The following is a 16,790-nucleotide window of genomic DNA, read 5'->3' as shown; positions in this document are numbered from 1 at the left end:
AATGGAAACGGTTAATAATGTAAGCGATTCAACACTGGCAGAAAAAGACCGCAAGCACCTGTGGCACCACATCTCGCCATATAATGAAAAGCAGGATCCGATGGTAGTGACAGAAGCAAGCGGTTCCTGGATCACAGATAGTGAAGGAAAGAAGTATCTGGACGCCATGTCAGGGTTATGGTGTGTGAATGTTGGCTACGGAAGAGAGGAACTTGCCAACGCAGCCTACGAACAGCTGAAGAAAATGGCCTACTATCCTTTAACCCAGAGCCATGAACCAGCGATTCTTTTAGCGGAAAAACTGAACGAATGGCTTGAGGATGATTATGTCATTTTTTTCTCAAACAGTGGCTCGGATGCAAATGAAGTTGCCTTTAAAGTGACCCGGCAATATCATGCCCAGAACGGCGAACCGAACAGATTTAAGTTTATAGCCCGTTATCGCGGCTACCATGGAAGCTCGATGGGGGCCCTGTCTGCAACCGGCCAATCACAAAGAAAATACAAGTACGAACCGCTCGTATCCGGCTTCCTCCACGTTCGCCCGCCAGATAACTATCGCCGACCGGAAGGCCAAACAGTGGAACAATTCAATTTAGAATGCGCTGCTGATATTGAGCAAAAAATCATCTGGGAAGGCAAGGAAAGCATCGCCGGAGTTATCATGGAACCGGCCATCACAGGAGGCGGCATCCTGGTCCCGCATCCCGTCTACGTGAAAAAGGTTGAAGAAATCTGTAAAAAACATGGCGTCCTGCTCATCATCGATGAAGTGATCTGCGGTTTTGGCCGGACCGGCAAGAAGTTTGGTTTCCAGAACTATGATATTAAGCCTGATATCGTTACGATGGCAAAAGGCATCACCAGCGGATACCTCCCCCTTTCTGCTACAGCTGTAAAAAAAGAGGTCTATGAGAAGTTCAAAAACTCTTCTGAATACGATCATTTCCGCCATATCAACACATTCGGCGGCAATCCGGCAGCATGTGCCGTTGCATTAAAGAACCTTGAACTAATGGAAAAAGAAAACCTTGTTGACCGTTCCAGGCAGTTAGGAGAAAGGCTTAAGGAGGAATTAGAGGAACTGAAAGACCATCCAAATGTAGGTGACATTCGCTCCCTTGGATTCTTAATGGGCATCGAATTGGTTAAAGATAAAGATACCAGGGAACCGGCCCCTCCTTCACTGTTAAGCTCTATTATCGGGGATTGCAAATCGAGGGGATTGATTATCGGGAAAAACGGCGACACTGTTGCAGGACATAATAATATTCTTGCTTTGAGTCCACCATTATCATGTACGGATGAGGATTTTGAGTTTATTGTTTCTACTTTGAAGAGAGTGTTTAACTCGCATAAATAATTAAAACATAGTGACACAGGGACAGGTTCATTGTCCCTGTGTCCTTTTTAATTAATTTTTCAAAATCCCAATTCACCATAAAACGCATATATCTTTTCCTTTTACACGGAAATAATAATTTATTTCTTCTTTAACCTTTACCTTCCTTGCTCGCCTACCCTTTAACTTGCCGGGGGTTGTACTTTAGTCATCAATGGGTTCATCTTAAGTAAGTTTTCTGTAGTCTACTTGACTTTAACTTTTCTGTTTTATTAATGAAGCTGAATAGATTTCCGATTTAATAAACCTATTTACTTTTCCGATATTATTAAGGAGTGCTAAACAAACCAGGCGAGTAAGGAGAAGGCCATGTTATTATTCTTAAATTTCTTAAAAAGGAAGAACAAAGAAGAAAACCTAAAAAAGCAAGAGACTCAACAGACGAATCAAAGGATTGCAACCCGAAAAGGGGAACTTGGTGAATATAAGATTGACCTTCAATTAAACCAACTACCAAGCGAATATCGTTTTTTAAATGATCTGCTTATAAAAAACCCAAAAGCAAAATCTGGATATTCACAAATTGACCATGTTGTTATAACCCCATACGGCATTTTCACGATAGAAACTAAAAACTATCAAGGTACTATTTACGGCCAAAAAGATCGAAAAACTTGGTTGGTGAATGGAAAGTTTCAGATGATGAACCCATTTGTACAAAATTATGGACATATCAAAGCGCTAGAATCATTACTCGATAAAAAGCATGCTAACGTATTTATTTCTATCGTTTCGTTTACAAAACGGTGTAAATTAAACGTGGATGTAGACTATTATAAAATAGCTTCTTCTGATGAAATAATAGTGTATGATGTTGAGTTATTCAAAATTCTTCAACATAAGATTTCTGTTCTACAGAACAAACACAAAGAACCGATATTAAGCGCAACTGATATCCTAACAATTTATAATGCTTTTTCAAACGCTCATGTTACAGATCCAAAAGCAATAGAATCACATAAAGAAGTACTTAAATCGAATTCAACAAAGAAACAAGCTACTTGCTCAAAGTGTAAAAAGCCTGTATCAGATAACGTTAAGAGGTTTTGTTTATCAAATAAAAAGTTTAAAGGAAAGATTTATTGATATGATCATCAAAAAAGTGTTTAAATTTCGAAAATAGGGACAGGTTTCCTAATACACCAATCTCTAAAGAATACAGTCCTTAATCAAATGATGATTAAGGACTGTATTTGTTTTCTAAAAGTTAAAATTTTATGATGCGTTTCAACGATCCTTACTAACCTCACTCTAAAACATACTTATCTAAACATGCTAACATGGTCCAAGAAAGGAACCTCACCTCTTATTCTATTTATTTTAAAATCTGCATATTCTTCTCCACGTACGCCCAATTCTGCGGAAACGGAAAGCGCAGACGCCAGTAAGTTGCCCCGAGCAGATTATAGACTTGCATTTGCTTATATTTCGCCGTGATGCTTTGAATATCCTCAAACCATACCACATGCTCTTTCCCCATCAGGTCTTTATAGCTGTAGGTTGGTGCCTGTGCCGTTTGATCGTATTGAATGGGAATCCATCCACTGATCGCTCGGTTCTGGACGTTTTGCACCGCAATCATTTCAGCAGGCTTGACCTGTTCTGTTAATGTCCAATCATATCCATATAAGCTCATCGCCATCATCACTTTGTGCCGGTTGATCTGTCCCGTTGCATACCTCAAGACCTGTTCAGTCCACCAAACAGGAGCAATGGGATCTGGTGGACCAATTGCATAGCCGTAGTCGATCACCATGATAGAGACGATATCAACAATCTCACCAACCGCCCTGTAATCCAGAAATCCGACCAGGCGATTTGTTGGCATGTCGCTAGTCTTCGCATGCGCGTTAAGTTGAAGCGTCAGATTGCCCAGTCCCTTCTTTAACTCTCTTAAAAATGCCGTAAAATCATTCCTTCTCTCTGGTGGAAGGAATTCGAAATCAACACTAACCCCTGCGTACCCTTTTTCACTTACCTTACTCACAATATTTTGCACCAGTATTGTTCTTCTTACTGGACTTTTAAGAACCATATCAGCTAATCCTGGACTGAACATGTTTCCTTCATAATTGCTGATAACAAGTAAGGGCTTAATGTTCAATGCTTTCGCTTGTTGTAAAATGGCATCATCTGAAACTGTAATGAGCAATCCCTCAGATGTGAAGGAATACATAAATACAGCTAAATAAGTAATCGAACTGGCCAGATCAACCATGGTTTCTAGATAAGGAGAACCTTCTATCGCATCAAAAAAGACGAGCGTTTCCATTGGATATTTTTGTAAGGTTGGAATTTGAATTCTTGCTCCGATTGGAAGAGCGTTAGGATCGATTCCCGGGTTAGCTGTGATGATGGCGTGAACCGAAGTATTATGTATTTGAGAGAGATACCAAAACGTATCTCCCTGCTTAATTTGATAATATCTTTCCGGCAGCTCCTGACCAGGAATATACAGATGCAATCCAGGCACAATCAGATCAGTAACAAGTCCGTTCACCGTCATTATAGTTGAGATCGGCACACCGTAAATTATTGAAATACTCCACAGGTTATCCCCTGACTTTACTGTATGGATCGCCATTGGATCTCCTCCCATTTATGAAACAGGATTTACTGTTAGTGTATTTTTGTATAGGGGGATTCATGAATGATCAAAAATCCCATAATCAAAGATTAGGGACATAGTGACTTATGGACATGTTCCTTGCAATTTCATGAAGAAATAGTTAACAAGAGAAGTTAAATAATTAAGCGAACACAAGCCTTAATAAAACATTTGATTAAGGCTTGTGTTCGCTTTTAAAAGATTAATCTTTATATTTTTCATGATTATTTTGGCATTTATTCTAAAAACTACTCTAGTAGAATAACGAAACGGAAAAAGCAGTTGGTGTTGAGGTCTAGTTTTTTCCTTTGCATTCAATATCTATTTCTTCATAAACTCTTCAAGTGTCATTCCATCTGGTATTTGAACTTCTGTTTTATCGCCTACTCTAATAAAATCTATATCACTGATAAATTTTTGCGACTTTAGTAATTGGATTTTTTCCTCTACCATTAAATACAACTCGTTTTGCTCTAAAGGGAAAGCGAATGAATTGTAGGAGTAAATTTCATCTCCATGCCCTGAATATTTGTATGGAGTTGTTAATAAAATATCATTTGGAATATTATCGAGATTGTCCTTATTAATTTTAAAATCCAATAATACGTCAACCTTAATTCCTCTTTCTTCAATCGGCTTATATATATAATATCCTTCGGCTCGGTTCATAATTGGTCTGTAATAATAGGTTTGGTTAGTTTGCTTGAACACAGATTCCAGAATTCTTTTTCCAAACTCATTCGAAGATCCATATTCATAAACCACTATGTCTGGTACAACTTCCTCATCATACTCCTCTATTTCTAAACTTTCATTTGTATTTGATGTAGATGTATTAGTTTCTTCTAACGAATAATTAAAGTTATTTACAATAAAATTTTTATCAGCTTCTGCAAATGTGTAAGAGTGATTTTCATCTTTGTTAAAAATTTCAATACCACCATTTGTATTTTTACTAAGTTGAAGTATAGTATCTCCCTCTGTGCCAGAGGTCTTCTTTACAGTCAAGGTTCCTTCATTGGCTTCTAGTATTTCAAGAGAATAAGATATACTATTTCCAACGCTTATGTAGCTTAATGTGCCTTTGTGCACACCTTTAAATTTGATTTCAATAGGACCCTGTTCTTCATTAAACCAAAAACCAGCAACATCATTTACTATTTGTTCTTTAACTTCCTCACTATCTTTACTATCTTTACTATCTTTATTATCTTTACTATCTTCACTGTTATTAACAGTATTTGTATTGTTCTCTTTTTTAGATGCTTCACTTGAAGCGTTATCTGTATTGCCACATCCCCCTAACAAAACAGAAAAAAGAATGAGCAATATTAATAAATTAATCTTCATGTTTATCCTCCTATGTACCCTAAATAACCTGTTTGTTAATTTTCCTGTCAATTCTATCATTAAATAGTAAAAAGCGTATACAAAAAATTACAGTACTCGGGACATAGGACAGGTTCATTGTCCCTAGGGGTATAAGTTTATTTCTTTATCTTTTTCTAATAGAATAGTGATTTCAACGAACAGAGGCCTCAATCAAACGTTTGATTGAGGCCTCTGTTCGTATTTAGTTTTACCGTACCACCTTTATCTAGCTGCTGTTACACGCTCTGAGATTGTGGCAAAAGCTTCATTTTGTTCCATCGATTCTATCCAGAAAGCAAACCATAGGCATGTAGGATTTCATACCTAAGATTTGTATATCTCGTGTCCGAAATGTAACGTATTCTAGAGAGCGATAATACTTCTTATGAAATAGAGTCTTTTCCATCCAATCCATTTTAATGATTACCAAACCTAATACTATAAATATTCTTGGTTTTAGGAGATGTATCATGATAGATAGGGCTGGGACAATATAATTTTTTTACAAAAAAAACCATAAAACATTCCTGCTAAATTCCGATATATATATTGAGGATTGTTACACTTATGGAGGTAAAAGAAATGAAAGGTTTCTTAGACGGTTTTCTATCAAAAGAAGAACAAGAAAAACTGGGAAGATTTTCACGAAAAGCAAAAGAAGAACTCTCTTCTTTGCCTGTAATTTCTGCTCTGGGGGATGCGACCCAAGGTATGGCAGGATTAGGTGAACTTCAGGAAAAGTTAAAAAGAGAACCAAACAATCCACAAAATTGGTTGTACTTTTATGAAGCCAGCATACTGTATAGAAAGTTAAAAAGTGGCGTAAATGTTGGACGAGCTGTCTTTAACCCAGTCGGATTCATTGCTGGCAAGGGTGTCGCAGCAGGGTTAAACTCAATTGATGACGAATTTAAAAAGTTTGACTTGAAAACATGTCTCGGAATGACTATTGCGCTTCTTACGAAGAAAGCAAAAAACAACCTGCTTGCCGCAACCGAACTCGTGTATCTAGGAAAGGCCCAAATGTATTCTTCCACATATGCAAAAGATCAAAAAGCGAAACAGGCAATCCTCACAAAGGCTATTCAATGTATTACAAAAGCTATTGAAATAGAAACTCTCAAAGAAAGAAAAGCAGAATACTTTTATTACTTAGCTCAATGTTATGATCAAGCAAACAACGATCAACTATATTTGAAATCGTTAGCTATCTCGAGAAAATTAGGTTTTCAGCCTGCAGACAACTTAATCAAATCTATCCTAAAAAAAAGAACAACTGACAGTGATAAGAAAACAAAGATCGAACAAACTTACTACAAAGCCCCGTATACTAAGTTCGCATTAACTTACCAGCCTGACCTTGATAAAAGAATGGGTAACTCTTGGGAGTATGTAAAAAAACAACAGTCAGAGAAATTTTCAAAAACAGGTAAGCGATTAAAGAACTTTTTAAATAACTTTTAGGAGGACTATAAATGCCAATAGATCTTGATCCAATGGACTTTCTTGACACAAATTATGATATGGAAATCACCAGTCATGACCTTCAAACACACGAGCTTCAAGAATATGGTACATACTCAATCGATGATTTAGACCATGATGGCATTCTGGATCAATTTGATGTAGATATTGGTAACGACAACCTAATTGACCAATATCAAGTAGATATTAATCATAATAATCTGATTGACCAATATGAGCATGATTTTGGTATAACTAAATGGAAATATGACACTAATCAGGATAACTCAATTGATTATATTGATAGAGCATTAGGACAGCAAATTTACGGCTTTTAATGTGACAAGTAAAGTATTCTTTTGAACAAAACAAGTGGGTCACAGGGATAGGTTTCTTGTTCCTAGATAGTTAAGAGAAATAAATTGTTAAATGAACACCAGCCTTAATCAATTGGTTAAGGCTGGTGTTCATTTTCTAATGCCCATCATCTTAGGAATCTTTTATTCTAACAAGAGGCATCCTTCATGCTAACATTTTTGGTGACAATGTACCTGTTCCCTTGTCCCTCTTGTCTCTCCTAAAATTGTTTTAAAATCCACGCATGTACTTCCGCGATACGGTTAAGATAAAGTGTAAGATGTCCATCCACCTGATTAAGATGGCTTTCTGCCTGTGGAATATGCTTTGACAACCATTCGCCATGGCTGTACGGCACCATAAGATCTTGTTCACCCTGCCAAATTTGCAGAGGAACTTTAATATCAGATAAGGAGAATCCCCAATCTTTTGTAAAAGCAAGATCATCATCAAACCAGCCGTAGATTCCAGTTCTAAGAGAGCCGTGGAAGAGTTGAGCCAATTGTTCACCAAAGGAGCCAGTAAAGACCGCTTTGTCAGCGTCACTCAGTAAGTTGCTCATATGTGCGGCCATTTCTTCCGGAGTTGAACTGAGGATAGCAGTTCTCTGTTCTTCAAGGTATGGCTTAAGCTTTTCTTCTCCCTCTATTGCTGCACCAAACTCTTCGACGTTATCCTCTCCCATACCCGCCAAAAAATCCAATCCCTCAGCATTATATGGGGCCACGCCTGCAAGACAAGCTGCCGCCACAACACGATCACTCAGCAAAGCTGCACAGGCTAATGCATGCGGACCGCCGCCAGATATCCCCCAGGTGGCAAACCGTTCAATACCTAACGCAGTTGCCAGATCTGCCGTATCCTTAGCAGCTGATGCTACTGTTCTTTCTGGTTGTCGAGTAGAGGCTCCGTACCCTGGTCGCCCATAGCTGATGAGTCTCAATCCCTTTTCACTCGCATCCTCAATATGTTCTTTAAAAAGTCCCGCTGATTGCGGCGTCCCATTATGTACAATTACAGCAGGTCCCTTCTCTATACCCGCTTCGACAACATCAAGGTCACGTCCATCAGGAAGCGTGATGGTGTATTGTTTGATCTCCGACATGCCTTATTCCCCCTTAATCTGAATTATAAAAATAATATCATTTCCGGTGAACTTAGGAAATAGTGTTTTTTGTAAACATCCATAAAAAAGCGATAGTAAATTCGCTTTTTCTCAGACGATCTGCAAGTCTTCCTACTACTAAACAAATAAAAAAAGGGTTATAAGCATAAATTTGGGACTCAGGGACAATTCCCTTGTACTATCATATAAAAATATATGTATATTTACGAACATAAGCCTTGATCAAATATTTGATTAAGGCTTACGTTCGCTTTATATAGATAAAGCTTTTTATTAAAACATCTCATTTGAACATGCTAACAAGGCTTAGGACAACGCACCTGTCCCTCTGTCCCCTTGTCCCCCTCTTAATTAAATTCCGGGATCACCTCATAAACTACAGGAGCAGTGTCCTCATTATTCCATACTATCCTGAATTGATCAGTAGTTTTGTTTACAGGCACCTTGCTATAGGCGTTCGATAAAGTACCAACTTTCAGCCACTGTCCCTGGTCATTTTTAATTTCAATAACCCCTTCTGTCACTTGGTTCTGATCTTGTAATACAACAATGCTTTTCAAATCGTGTGCTAAGGACATTTGGAAGGTTAAACCGTCATCAGATTCCGGAATGGAACCGGCTCGATAAGCTGATGCAAGGTCACCATCTGCTGCATTGGAAACTGATGAACCTTCAGCAGGTGCTGGCAATCCGGTAACCTCCATTGTAGGCTTGTTACTTTTAACATTGAATTCACGTACTTGAACCCAATTCGTTTGTGATTCAACTGCCCGATAGCGTACATAGCGTGCTTGAAGATCAGCCTCAACAGAGATATCTGTTTCATTTTCCTTTTCAACTATAGGGGTCCAGTTACTTCCATCTTTAGAAACCTCCAGTATGCCATGATGGATATAGTCATCCGGCCGTGCAACCGGACCATCGGTTGAGCCCATCAACAATTCGATCGAATCTATTGTATAAACACCACCTAAATCTACGCCAACGTAATCCCCGACGCCCGCAGCCGAGCTACTCCAATAAAGTGTCGATGGATCGCCATCAATTAAATTTTTTAAAGAATAGTTACTATAGGTTCCCATTGATGTCATCGGTGATGTCTTACTCACCTGAAACCACAGATCATTCCTTTTTATAACTTCATTAAAAAATGGTCTGAAAACATCAACGCCAAACAACTGTGGTATAGCCTCAGCTTTTTTATAAGTGGTATCAAACTGTTGGCGGTACTTCCATACATCCTCCCCATCTTTTCCTTTTTGGGCTTCTAAAAGTTTGACAGCCAGTTCCCCCGCTTTACCATACAACTCCATTTTATTGAGATAAGGCTCTGTTTCTTCTAAGAAATTTTGGTTTGCAAGCTCTTCACGTAAGATGTCCGGTGCTGTCTGTACACGTTTAAATTCAGCAAGGAGTTCAGTTGCACTTTTTTCGAAAGCATCCGATTCAAAGTCTTTCCAGAACATTTCTATGAGCGGTTTAATAGTCAAACCGTTGGTAGAATTAATAGGAGAGGAATAATTGTTCTCGGCAAACACTCTTAATGCGTCTGCAGCATTTCCTCCAAAGCGCTCAATGCTTAAATCCCACGAACTTTTTGGGTCATACGCTGTCGGGTTCCATACATAATCCGCGATCGTAAACAACGAAAGCTTAGAAGCCTCGGCTTCATTCATCGGGTTGGCGGTCAAGCCGATCACTCCATGCTCAGTCAGTTCTGCATCCCTGTTAACAAGTGGACCGAGGAAAAGGCGGTTCCTTGCATAATCATTAACAGGATAGTTGTCCCAGATTAACAAGTCATGATCAAAAATTCCCCATATTTTCTCAGCATCCTCATTGGTGATTTCCGGAGCTACTACACCGATACCTGTCCAATAAACGATAATATCCCGGTCCACCAGGTCAGCAAAACGTTCCCGGTATGGCGTCGTTCCAGCTTGCCAGTAATCAGTCGGCACTGTGATCAACTGGTTTGCACCTTCATGGGTCTTAACGAATTCTTGATTAAACCGATTTAATAAGTAGGCTTGAGCTGCTGCCGGCGGATTAGAATCATCCCCAAACATCTCTTTATCCTTTGCACAGCGTATATTAGGGTTAATATCATCAAGAAAAACCGCAAAGGAACGGACCCCTACCTCCCAAACCGCCTGCATTTTCTGCATCATGTAATCAAAATCCCTGTCATCTGAAAAACAAACACTGTTACCCGGTGACAATGCAAAAACAAAATTAACATGGTTTTCCTTTGATCGCTGGACAAGTTCTCTTATCTCCAGCATTTTTTCATCAGGATAAGGTTCTCGCCATTTATCACGGTGATAAGGATCATCTTTCGGGGCATAGACGTAGGTGTTCATTTTATTTTCGCCGTAAAATTCGATTTGATTTAAACGGTCTTCGTGAGACCACGGTGGACCGTAAAAACCTTCAATAGAACCCCGCAGCGGCATAGTTGGCCAATCATTTATCGTAACACCAGGCACCCAGTCTCTCCCGTCCTTCTCCGCTATTAATTGCTTGAAAGTCTGGGTTGCATAAAACGTTCCTGATTGGTCTGCACCCGATAGCACGATCGTTTTATGGCCATCAACATGCCCTGCGGCAACAGTGTACCCTTCATTTTTAGATGTTTCTTTTGCACCTAACTTTTCAAGAATCCCGTTAACCTCAGGAATAGATGCTGAACTTCCAAGCCATATCGTAACAGGTGTATTTGGCATAGAGTCCTTAACATCACGGACAACAATCCGCTTTACATCAGCCGATTTTAATACATCCTTCAATTCATTTAATGCTTCCTGATCTGTAGTCTCACCTGTCACCACTCCAACCACTGGAGTAAGCGAAAAACCCTTACCTGTTTCTGTTACATTTTGAGGTACAGGAGAAATATCAGGAATATCGTTCTGGAATTTCTCAGCACCTGCCTCTCCTGGCTGAATTGAAAATGCAGGTATCAACAACAATAAACAAAAAAACAACCAGACCGCTCTTTTAACCAACGTCATGAATAGGGGCCTCCTTTTTAAGATATTGGTATAATCTGGATCATCTAAGTTGCTGTTTAATACCTTACACATCCCAACTCCGATTTCCTTTAACAATATTTACCAGTTATGGCTTTAATTGTATTGATTCAATAGACCTATTGTTAAATAGTGCAGGAAGGGACATAGGGACAGGTTGCTTGTCCCTATGCATTTCTTTTTTAAAGAAGGATAATAGTCCAACGAACAGGGGTCACAATCAGACGCTTGATTGTGACCCCTGTAGAACTTAGTTTGTATTTCTTAATCAACAACTTCTACCCCAATTTCTAGTTACTGAAGAACCCACTCACCTCACCACCACTTTTTGATTCCGGTTATTGTTTTCCCTCTTTAACGTCATCGCTTCCCAAATCGCTTCATCAGTTATCAACTCATCTCCGTTCAAATCAGAAATCGTTCTTGCCAGCCTTATGATTTTCATCTGCACTCTCGTACTCCAATTCTGCTTACTGGACATTTGCTGGATCATCTTTTCCTGCCCCGCATTTAAACCAACTTGTTGCAACAATATTTCCGGCGGAACCACTGCGTTGTAAATTTCAGCTTGATATCGCTCGTACTGTCTTTGCCTCGCTGCCGTTACTTTTTCACGTATTGCGGCAGAAGGTTCATTATGTTCTATCGAATCACCATCCAGTGGAACGGCCGAAAGTATCAAATGAATATCCATCCGATCCAGAATCGGACCGGAAATTCGGTTTTGATATTTCTTCACCTGTTTTGGGGAGCATGTACAATATCTATGGCTGGCTCCTAGATAACCACACGGACATGGGTTCATCGCGCCGATGAGAATGAAGCGAGAAGGATACGTAACGGTGGAAGCAGCTCGGCTGATGGTAACTTTGCCCGTTTCCAAAGGCTGACGAAGCATATCAAGGGTTCGCTTCGGGAACTCTGCCATTTCATCTAAAAACAAAACTCCGCGATGGGCCAGTGACACTTCACCCGGTTTTGGGTTGGAACCTCCGCCGATTAATGAAACGGAAGAAGCGGAATGATGCGGGGAACGAAAAGGCGGAGTTTGGAATGAAGGATTTGTAGTTCCAGCCAGCTGGTATATGCTCATCACCTCAAATTGGCCTTCCTGGGACATAAGAGGAACAATCGAAGGAAAAGTCTCCGCTAATAAACTCTTCCCACATCCTGGAGGACCGGACATCAAAAGATGATGGCCTCCTGCTGCTGCAATTTCTAATGCACGTTTTGCCTGTTCATGACCGATCACATGTTTAAAATCTTTTTCTGAAGCATTTTTTTGAAATGGAATAGGTTCTTGAGGAGGGAGGGAAAACACAGAGAGTTGTCCATTAAGAGAATCTAATACTTCTTGCAGAGATTGTACAAATCGGAGCTCGATGCCTTCAATGTGCGTAAGAGGTATGTCTTGAAGAGGAGGTAAGTATAGAATTTTGAATCCTTCACGCTTCGCTGCTAAAATCGCTGGGAGCATTCCATCAACCGGTTTTACACTTCCATCCAGAGACAGGATACCGAGGAATGCCGTATCCGATGGAATAACTTCTCTCATAAAACCAGTTTCCTTCATAATTCCGATCGCCATCGCCAGGTCAAACACCGGACTGTTCTTCTTCTGCTCAGCAGGTGATAAATTAATAATGATCTTCCTTGTGAGTATCTCTTCACATTTATAGCAATGCAGAGCCGCCAACACACGCTCCTTCGACTCCTTAACCGAAGCATCCGGAAGTCCTACTATACTAACACCCTCAAGACCCGGCATTACCTGCACCTCGACTTTCACCACATAACCCTCGATTCCCTTTAAGCCAATACTGGGAACAACCGTTGCCAATACATATTCCTCCCTTATCAACATTATTAAAATTCGATTTGTTCACTTTTCATTTCCAGCCCGATGAATAACACTTTTAGAAACACCTGTTATCCGCGATAGCTGCCTTAACTCACACCATTGAGTTCCTTGAGCCTTACTAAAACATCATCTCGATCTTCCCGGTCCATCCGCTGCAACACACTGTTACTCGTCACTCCTAACGTTAAAAGATACTCCCTCACTTGACGGTCCGACATCCTGGCTCTTACATAAAGATCCATACACTGATCATTATTAAGTTCCTCCATAAAATCAATAAACATTTTTATCGCTGTTTTTCGATCCGGGGAAAACAGCCTCAATCCCATGTCAATATCCACCAGGCCAGCCTTACCAACATATTCATGTACACTCGTCCACTCACTACCCCATACATCCTTAGCCAACCCTGCCTTCAGAGGGTTTTGGTGGATATATCGAAGTACAGTTAAAAAATATTTCCGGGTTTCCACATTCTCGCTCTTAAAACGCTCCTGAAACAAATGGCCAATCCGTTCGTACTTCATGTTGTACCAATAGACATAACTGGAGCTGATTCGTTTTAATGCTTCCGAAACCGTTTCTTCGGACTCCTTTACTAATAAGTGGACATGGTTATCCATCAAACAATAGCTATATAGCTTAAATCCGCTAACCTTTTTATATTTCTTCAGGTTCTCTAAAAACTTGCGCTTGTCTTCATCATCTTCAAAAATCGTTTGTTTGTTAATTCCTCTTAAAATGACATGATAAATTCCGGTACCGCTCTTTCTCCTTGCTTTTCTTGGCAAGCATGAATCACCCCATTTTTCGTTTTAAAGAAAATAGCTTTTCTTTTGAAAATATGGATGTTTTTAATAAATGGATGGATTAATAGAAAGGAAGCATTAATGTAGTGGTTTGAAAATCTTCGAGGTCAAAAAATCTAGCAGTCTCAGGAGGGGTTACATTTATTATTCTATAGATCGATCTAAAATCCTACTTTCACCCAAAGAATTTGAAGGACATTGTACCATCCCCACCATGTTATATTAGAAAGTGAAGGAGAGATTATAATTGGGAAAGAAAAGGAAGACATCAAAGAAAAAGCAACAAAAACAAGAAGACTTTGGAACATGTGAATTCTTCTGTACTAACTGTGATCATACATTTGAAGTAGAATGGATTACGATCTGGGAAATCCAGGAATCGACCCATGGGTATGTGGGATTTCATACGTTTGATACGTACATCGCTTGTCCGATATGTAACGAGATCGTAGAAAATGATAATACTCCTTATGAGAAAGAGGCTTTTCCTTCCAATCCTTTTTGATGATTATATACTAATATTCTTGGTTCAGGGAGATGAATCATGCTAGCAAGGGCTGGGACAAGGTACCTGTCCCCTTGTCCCTATCCCCTTGTCCCTAGAAACGAAAGGAATAGATAAATGTCATTTTTAGATAAAGTTGAGCCCTTAATCCTTAGTCATGATAAAACTTTACGTTCCTTTGCCTTACAGGTCATCGATAAGGGTTATCTTGGAACAGAACAAACGTTTTTTTACGCAATGCAAGCAGTAGATCAACAGCCCATTCACCCTTTAAAAAACTCGGTGATTCCATATGTAAGGAATATTCCGTATACCAATAGAATGGTAAAGGAATTGATCGAACGGCTTCAAAGAAAAGATGGAAATCAGATTTGGTATGCGAGCTTAATAGAGGAAGTTGAAACTGAGCTTCTTCTTGCCTATCAAGATCAGCTTGCACCTTTTATCAATCAAGATGTGCTAGCATCTTATTTATCTCTACTAAACATGGATGAAGGTCAATTATTGAAAGAAGCGGATTCCCTGATAAGCGAATTAGAATCAATGGGGTATCATCAGTCCTTATTCCGTTTTGGAAAAAGAATTTATAAGGAAGTGTTGAAACGTATCACACTCTCTCAATCCGAAATAGAGAGTGTTATTTTAGAAAATGTAGAGAAAGAGTATTTTTCCTATAAAGGGATTTTCTATGTTTACCTTGCTGGTGAGCAAAAGGTAACTGCGCTAGTACCACTCCTCTCATCATTACTTGAACGGACAAGCGAAGATCTTTTACTAGAAGAAGTAACAAAAGCACTCCTAAAGATAGGTTCAGAAGAGGTTATTCAACAAGTTGAAAAGTATCTTGTAGATTTGGATACTGCATATTCAGCAGTGGAAATACTGGAGAACATCAAGCTCCTACCTGCTGAAGGAGTATTACTGGAACATTTTGAAAAGACGCAGGATATTACAGTAAAAACTATGATTGCCGATGCGTTATGTAAACAGCTCTCCACAAAAGCGATTCCTTCCATAGCCCATTTCGTAGAAGAAGGCTATGACCAGGGACTATTAAATCTCAAAGAGCCACTCTACGTATGTTGCGTCATCAACAACATCGATCATCCTAAGATAGAAGAATGGAAGCAGAGTATTCTATACGAGGAAGCAAGAATGGAAAAAAGACAAAAAGAAATAACCAGAGCAACTGTCCAATCCCAAAAAGTGGGACGCAATAATCCTTGTCCTTGTGGTAGTGGGAAGAAGTTCAAAAAGTGCTGTGGAAAATAAGCTAAAAGAGACGCAGGTGGGACGGGGGTATGAAATGAGCATCCTGTGGTTTCAACCTGCCCCTTATCCCTTCCCCTCTTTGTCCCCTCTAATCCAGATGATATAATGAAATTAAAATTGATACGGAGGGCTATTAATGAATAAGGATCTAGAAAAACAAATCAGTCAATTTCTCATTCAAAAGCTGTCACCCTCCCTTATCTACCTGTTCGGATCGACTGCAAAAGGTACAGATCGCCCTGACAGCGATATCGATATTGCTTTTCTTACTAAAAAAACAATCGATGATTATAATCGCTTTCTTCTAGCGCAAGAGTTAGCTTCTACCTTGAATAGAGAAGTTGACCTTGTAGATATCCAAAAGGCTTCAACAGTATTTCAAATGCAGATTTTAAGTTTAGGAAAAGTGCTCCATTGCGAGGATGAGAATGAACGGATGGAGTTTGAGATGAAAACCTTTAGCATGTATGCAAGGTTAAACGAAGAAAGAAGAAGCATTTTGAAGCAGATTGAAGAAAGAGGGTCCGTGTACGAAGAGTGATATCATCTATAATAAAATCAGTATCATTGAGAGTTGCATAAAACGTATTCATGAAGAGTATGTTGGAAATCCTAATAATCTTTCTAACTTCACTAAGCAGGACTCGATTATTTTAAATTTACAACGTGCCTGTGAAGCGAGCATTGACTTAAGTATGCATGTGGTTGAAAAAAAGTTTGGTATTCCCCAAACGAGCCGTGAAGCGTTTGACCTGCTCATGAAGAATCAAATTATATCAGAAGAAACAGCAAAACAAATGAAAGCGATGGTTGGTTTTCGGAATATCGCTGTGCATGACTATCAGGAAATTAACCTGGTGATCCTGCAAAAGATTGTTGAAAACCATTTGGATGATATCCAGACCTATGCCCGGCAAATTCTTAGCTTTTAAATAAGACGAACACACACCACAATCAAACTTTGATTGTGGTGTGTGTTCTGT

14 protein-coding genes are annotated in these 16,790 nt (G+C 39.4%); 8 read left to right on the top strand and 6 right to left on the bottom strand.

What is annotated here, in order from left to right; genetic code table 11:
- Nucleotide 1: 1 nt before the first annotated feature.
- Together FCL54_RS03695 and FCL54_RS03690 are read left to right on the top strand one after the other, a co-directional pair.
- On the top strand, nt 2-1,363 hold the full coding sequence (locus FCL54_RS03695; RefSeq protein WP_138123343.1) for an aspartate aminotransferase family protein: 1,362 nt from the start codon (nt 2-4) through the stop codon (nt 1,361-1,363).
- A gap of 348 nt (nt 1,364-1,711) precedes the next feature.
- Entirely contained in the window at nt 1,712-2,488 is a 777-nt protein-coding gene (locus tag FCL54_RS03690) for a nuclease-related domain-containing protein (RefSeq protein WP_138123341.1), read from the top strand.
- A 229-nt stretch (nt 2,489-2,717) separates the two neighbouring features.
- On the opposite strand, the gene FCL54_RS03685 is transcribed toward FCL54_RS03690, so the two are convergent.
- Nucleotides 2,718-3,986, bottom strand: coding sequence for a glycosyl hydrolase family 18 protein (locus tag FCL54_RS03685; protein WP_171016669.1), 1,269 nt, complete (start codon nt 3,984-3,986; stop codon nt 2,718-2,720).
- Between the two features lie 345 nt (nt 3,987-4,331).
- The gene (locus tag FCL54_RS03680; protein WP_138123337.1) at nt 4,332-5,360 is read right to left on the bottom strand and encodes a hypothetical protein; all 1,029 of its coding nucleotides are present in this window, start codon (nt 5,358-5,360) and stop codon (nt 4,332-4,334) included.
- A 603-nt stretch (nt 5,361-5,963) separates the two neighbouring features.
- Between FCL54_RS03680 and FCL54_RS03675 the strand changes: the two genes are divergently transcribed.
- Both FCL54_RS03675 and FCL54_RS03670 read left to right on the top strand, forming a co-directional pair.
- Nucleotides 5,964-6,845 carry a hypothetical protein gene (locus FCL54_RS03675; RefSeq protein ID WP_138123335.1) on the top strand — a complete coding sequence of 294 codons (882 nt, stop codon included), beginning with the start codon at nt 5,964-5,966 and terminating at the stop codon, nt 6,843-6,845.
- Between the two features lie 11 nt (nt 6,846-6,856).
- The gene (locus tag FCL54_RS03670; RefSeq protein ID WP_138123333.1) at nt 6,857-7,183 is read left to right on the top strand and encodes a hypothetical protein; all 327 of its coding nucleotides are present in this window, start codon (nt 6,857-6,859) and stop codon (nt 7,181-7,183) included.
- 239 nt (nt 7,184-7,422) lie between these two features.
- On the opposite strand, the gene FCL54_RS03665 is transcribed toward FCL54_RS03670, so the two are convergent.
- From FCL54_RS03665 to FCL54_RS03650, 4 genes are all read right to left on the bottom strand, one after another.
- Nucleotides 7,423-8,307 (bottom strand): alpha/beta fold hydrolase, encoded by an 885-nt coding sequence (locus tag FCL54_RS03665; protein WP_138123331.1) that lies wholly within the window; start codon nt 8,305-8,307, stop codon nt 7,423-7,425.
- Nucleotides 8,308-8,675: 368 nt separating this feature from the next.
- Nucleotides 8,676-11,342: a glycoside hydrolase family 84 protein gene (locus FCL54_RS03660; RefSeq protein WP_171016668.1), complete on the bottom strand. Its 2,667-nt coding sequence runs from the start codon at nt 11,340-11,342 to the stop codon at nt 8,676-8,678.
- Nucleotides 11,343-11,670: 328 nt separating this feature from the next.
- On the bottom strand, nt 11,671-13,200 hold the full coding sequence (locus FCL54_RS03655) for a YifB family Mg chelatase-like AAA ATPase (RefSeq protein WP_138123327.1): 1,530 nt from the start codon (nt 13,198-13,200) through the stop codon (nt 11,671-11,673).
- Nucleotides 13,201-13,307: 107 nt separating this feature from the next.
- A complete protein-coding gene (locus FCL54_RS03650) occupies nt 13,308-14,012 on the bottom strand; it encodes a transposase (RefSeq protein ID WP_246055125.1) in 705 nt (234 codons plus the stop codon).
- Between the two features lie 265 nt (nt 14,013-14,277).
- Between FCL54_RS03650 and FCL54_RS03645 the strand changes: the two genes are divergently transcribed.
- The 4 genes from FCL54_RS03645 to hepT all read left to right on the top strand — a co-directional run bounded on the left by FCL54_RS03645 (nt 14,278) and on the right by hepT (nt 16,739).
- Nucleotides 14,278-14,535 (top strand): hypothetical protein, encoded by a 258-nt coding sequence (locus FCL54_RS03645; RefSeq protein ID WP_138123325.1) that lies wholly within the window; start codon nt 14,278-14,280, stop codon nt 14,533-14,535.
- Nucleotides 14,536-14,652: 117 nt separating this feature from the next.
- On the top strand, nt 14,653-15,807 hold the full coding sequence (locus FCL54_RS03640) for an SEC-C metal-binding domain-containing protein (RefSeq protein WP_138123323.1): 1,155 nt from the start codon (nt 14,653-14,655) through the stop codon (nt 15,805-15,807).
- 136 nt (nt 15,808-15,943) lie between these two features.
- Nucleotides 15,944-16,348, top strand: coding sequence for a type VII toxin-antitoxin system MntA family adenylyltransferase antitoxin (mntA, locus tag FCL54_RS03635; protein WP_138123321.1), 405 nt, complete (start codon nt 15,944-15,946; stop codon nt 16,346-16,348).
- Nucleotides 16,317-16,739 carry a type VII toxin-antitoxin system HepT family RNase toxin gene (gene hepT / locus FCL54_RS03630; protein WP_138123319.1) on the top strand — a complete coding sequence of 141 codons (423 nt, stop codon included), beginning with the start codon at nt 16,317-16,319 and terminating at the stop codon, nt 16,737-16,739. The genes mntA and hepT overlap by 32 nt, the downstream gene beginning before the upstream one ends.
- Nucleotides 16,740-16,790: the final 51 nt, after the last annotated feature.

Origin of the sequence: Exobacillus caeni, from assembly GCF_005747095.1 — a bacterium.
Taxonomy (GTDB): domain Bacteria; phylum Bacillota; class Bacilli; order Bacillales; family Guptibacillaceae; genus Exobacillus; species Exobacillus caeni.
This window is presented reverse-complemented; position numbering and strand designations above follow the sequence as displayed.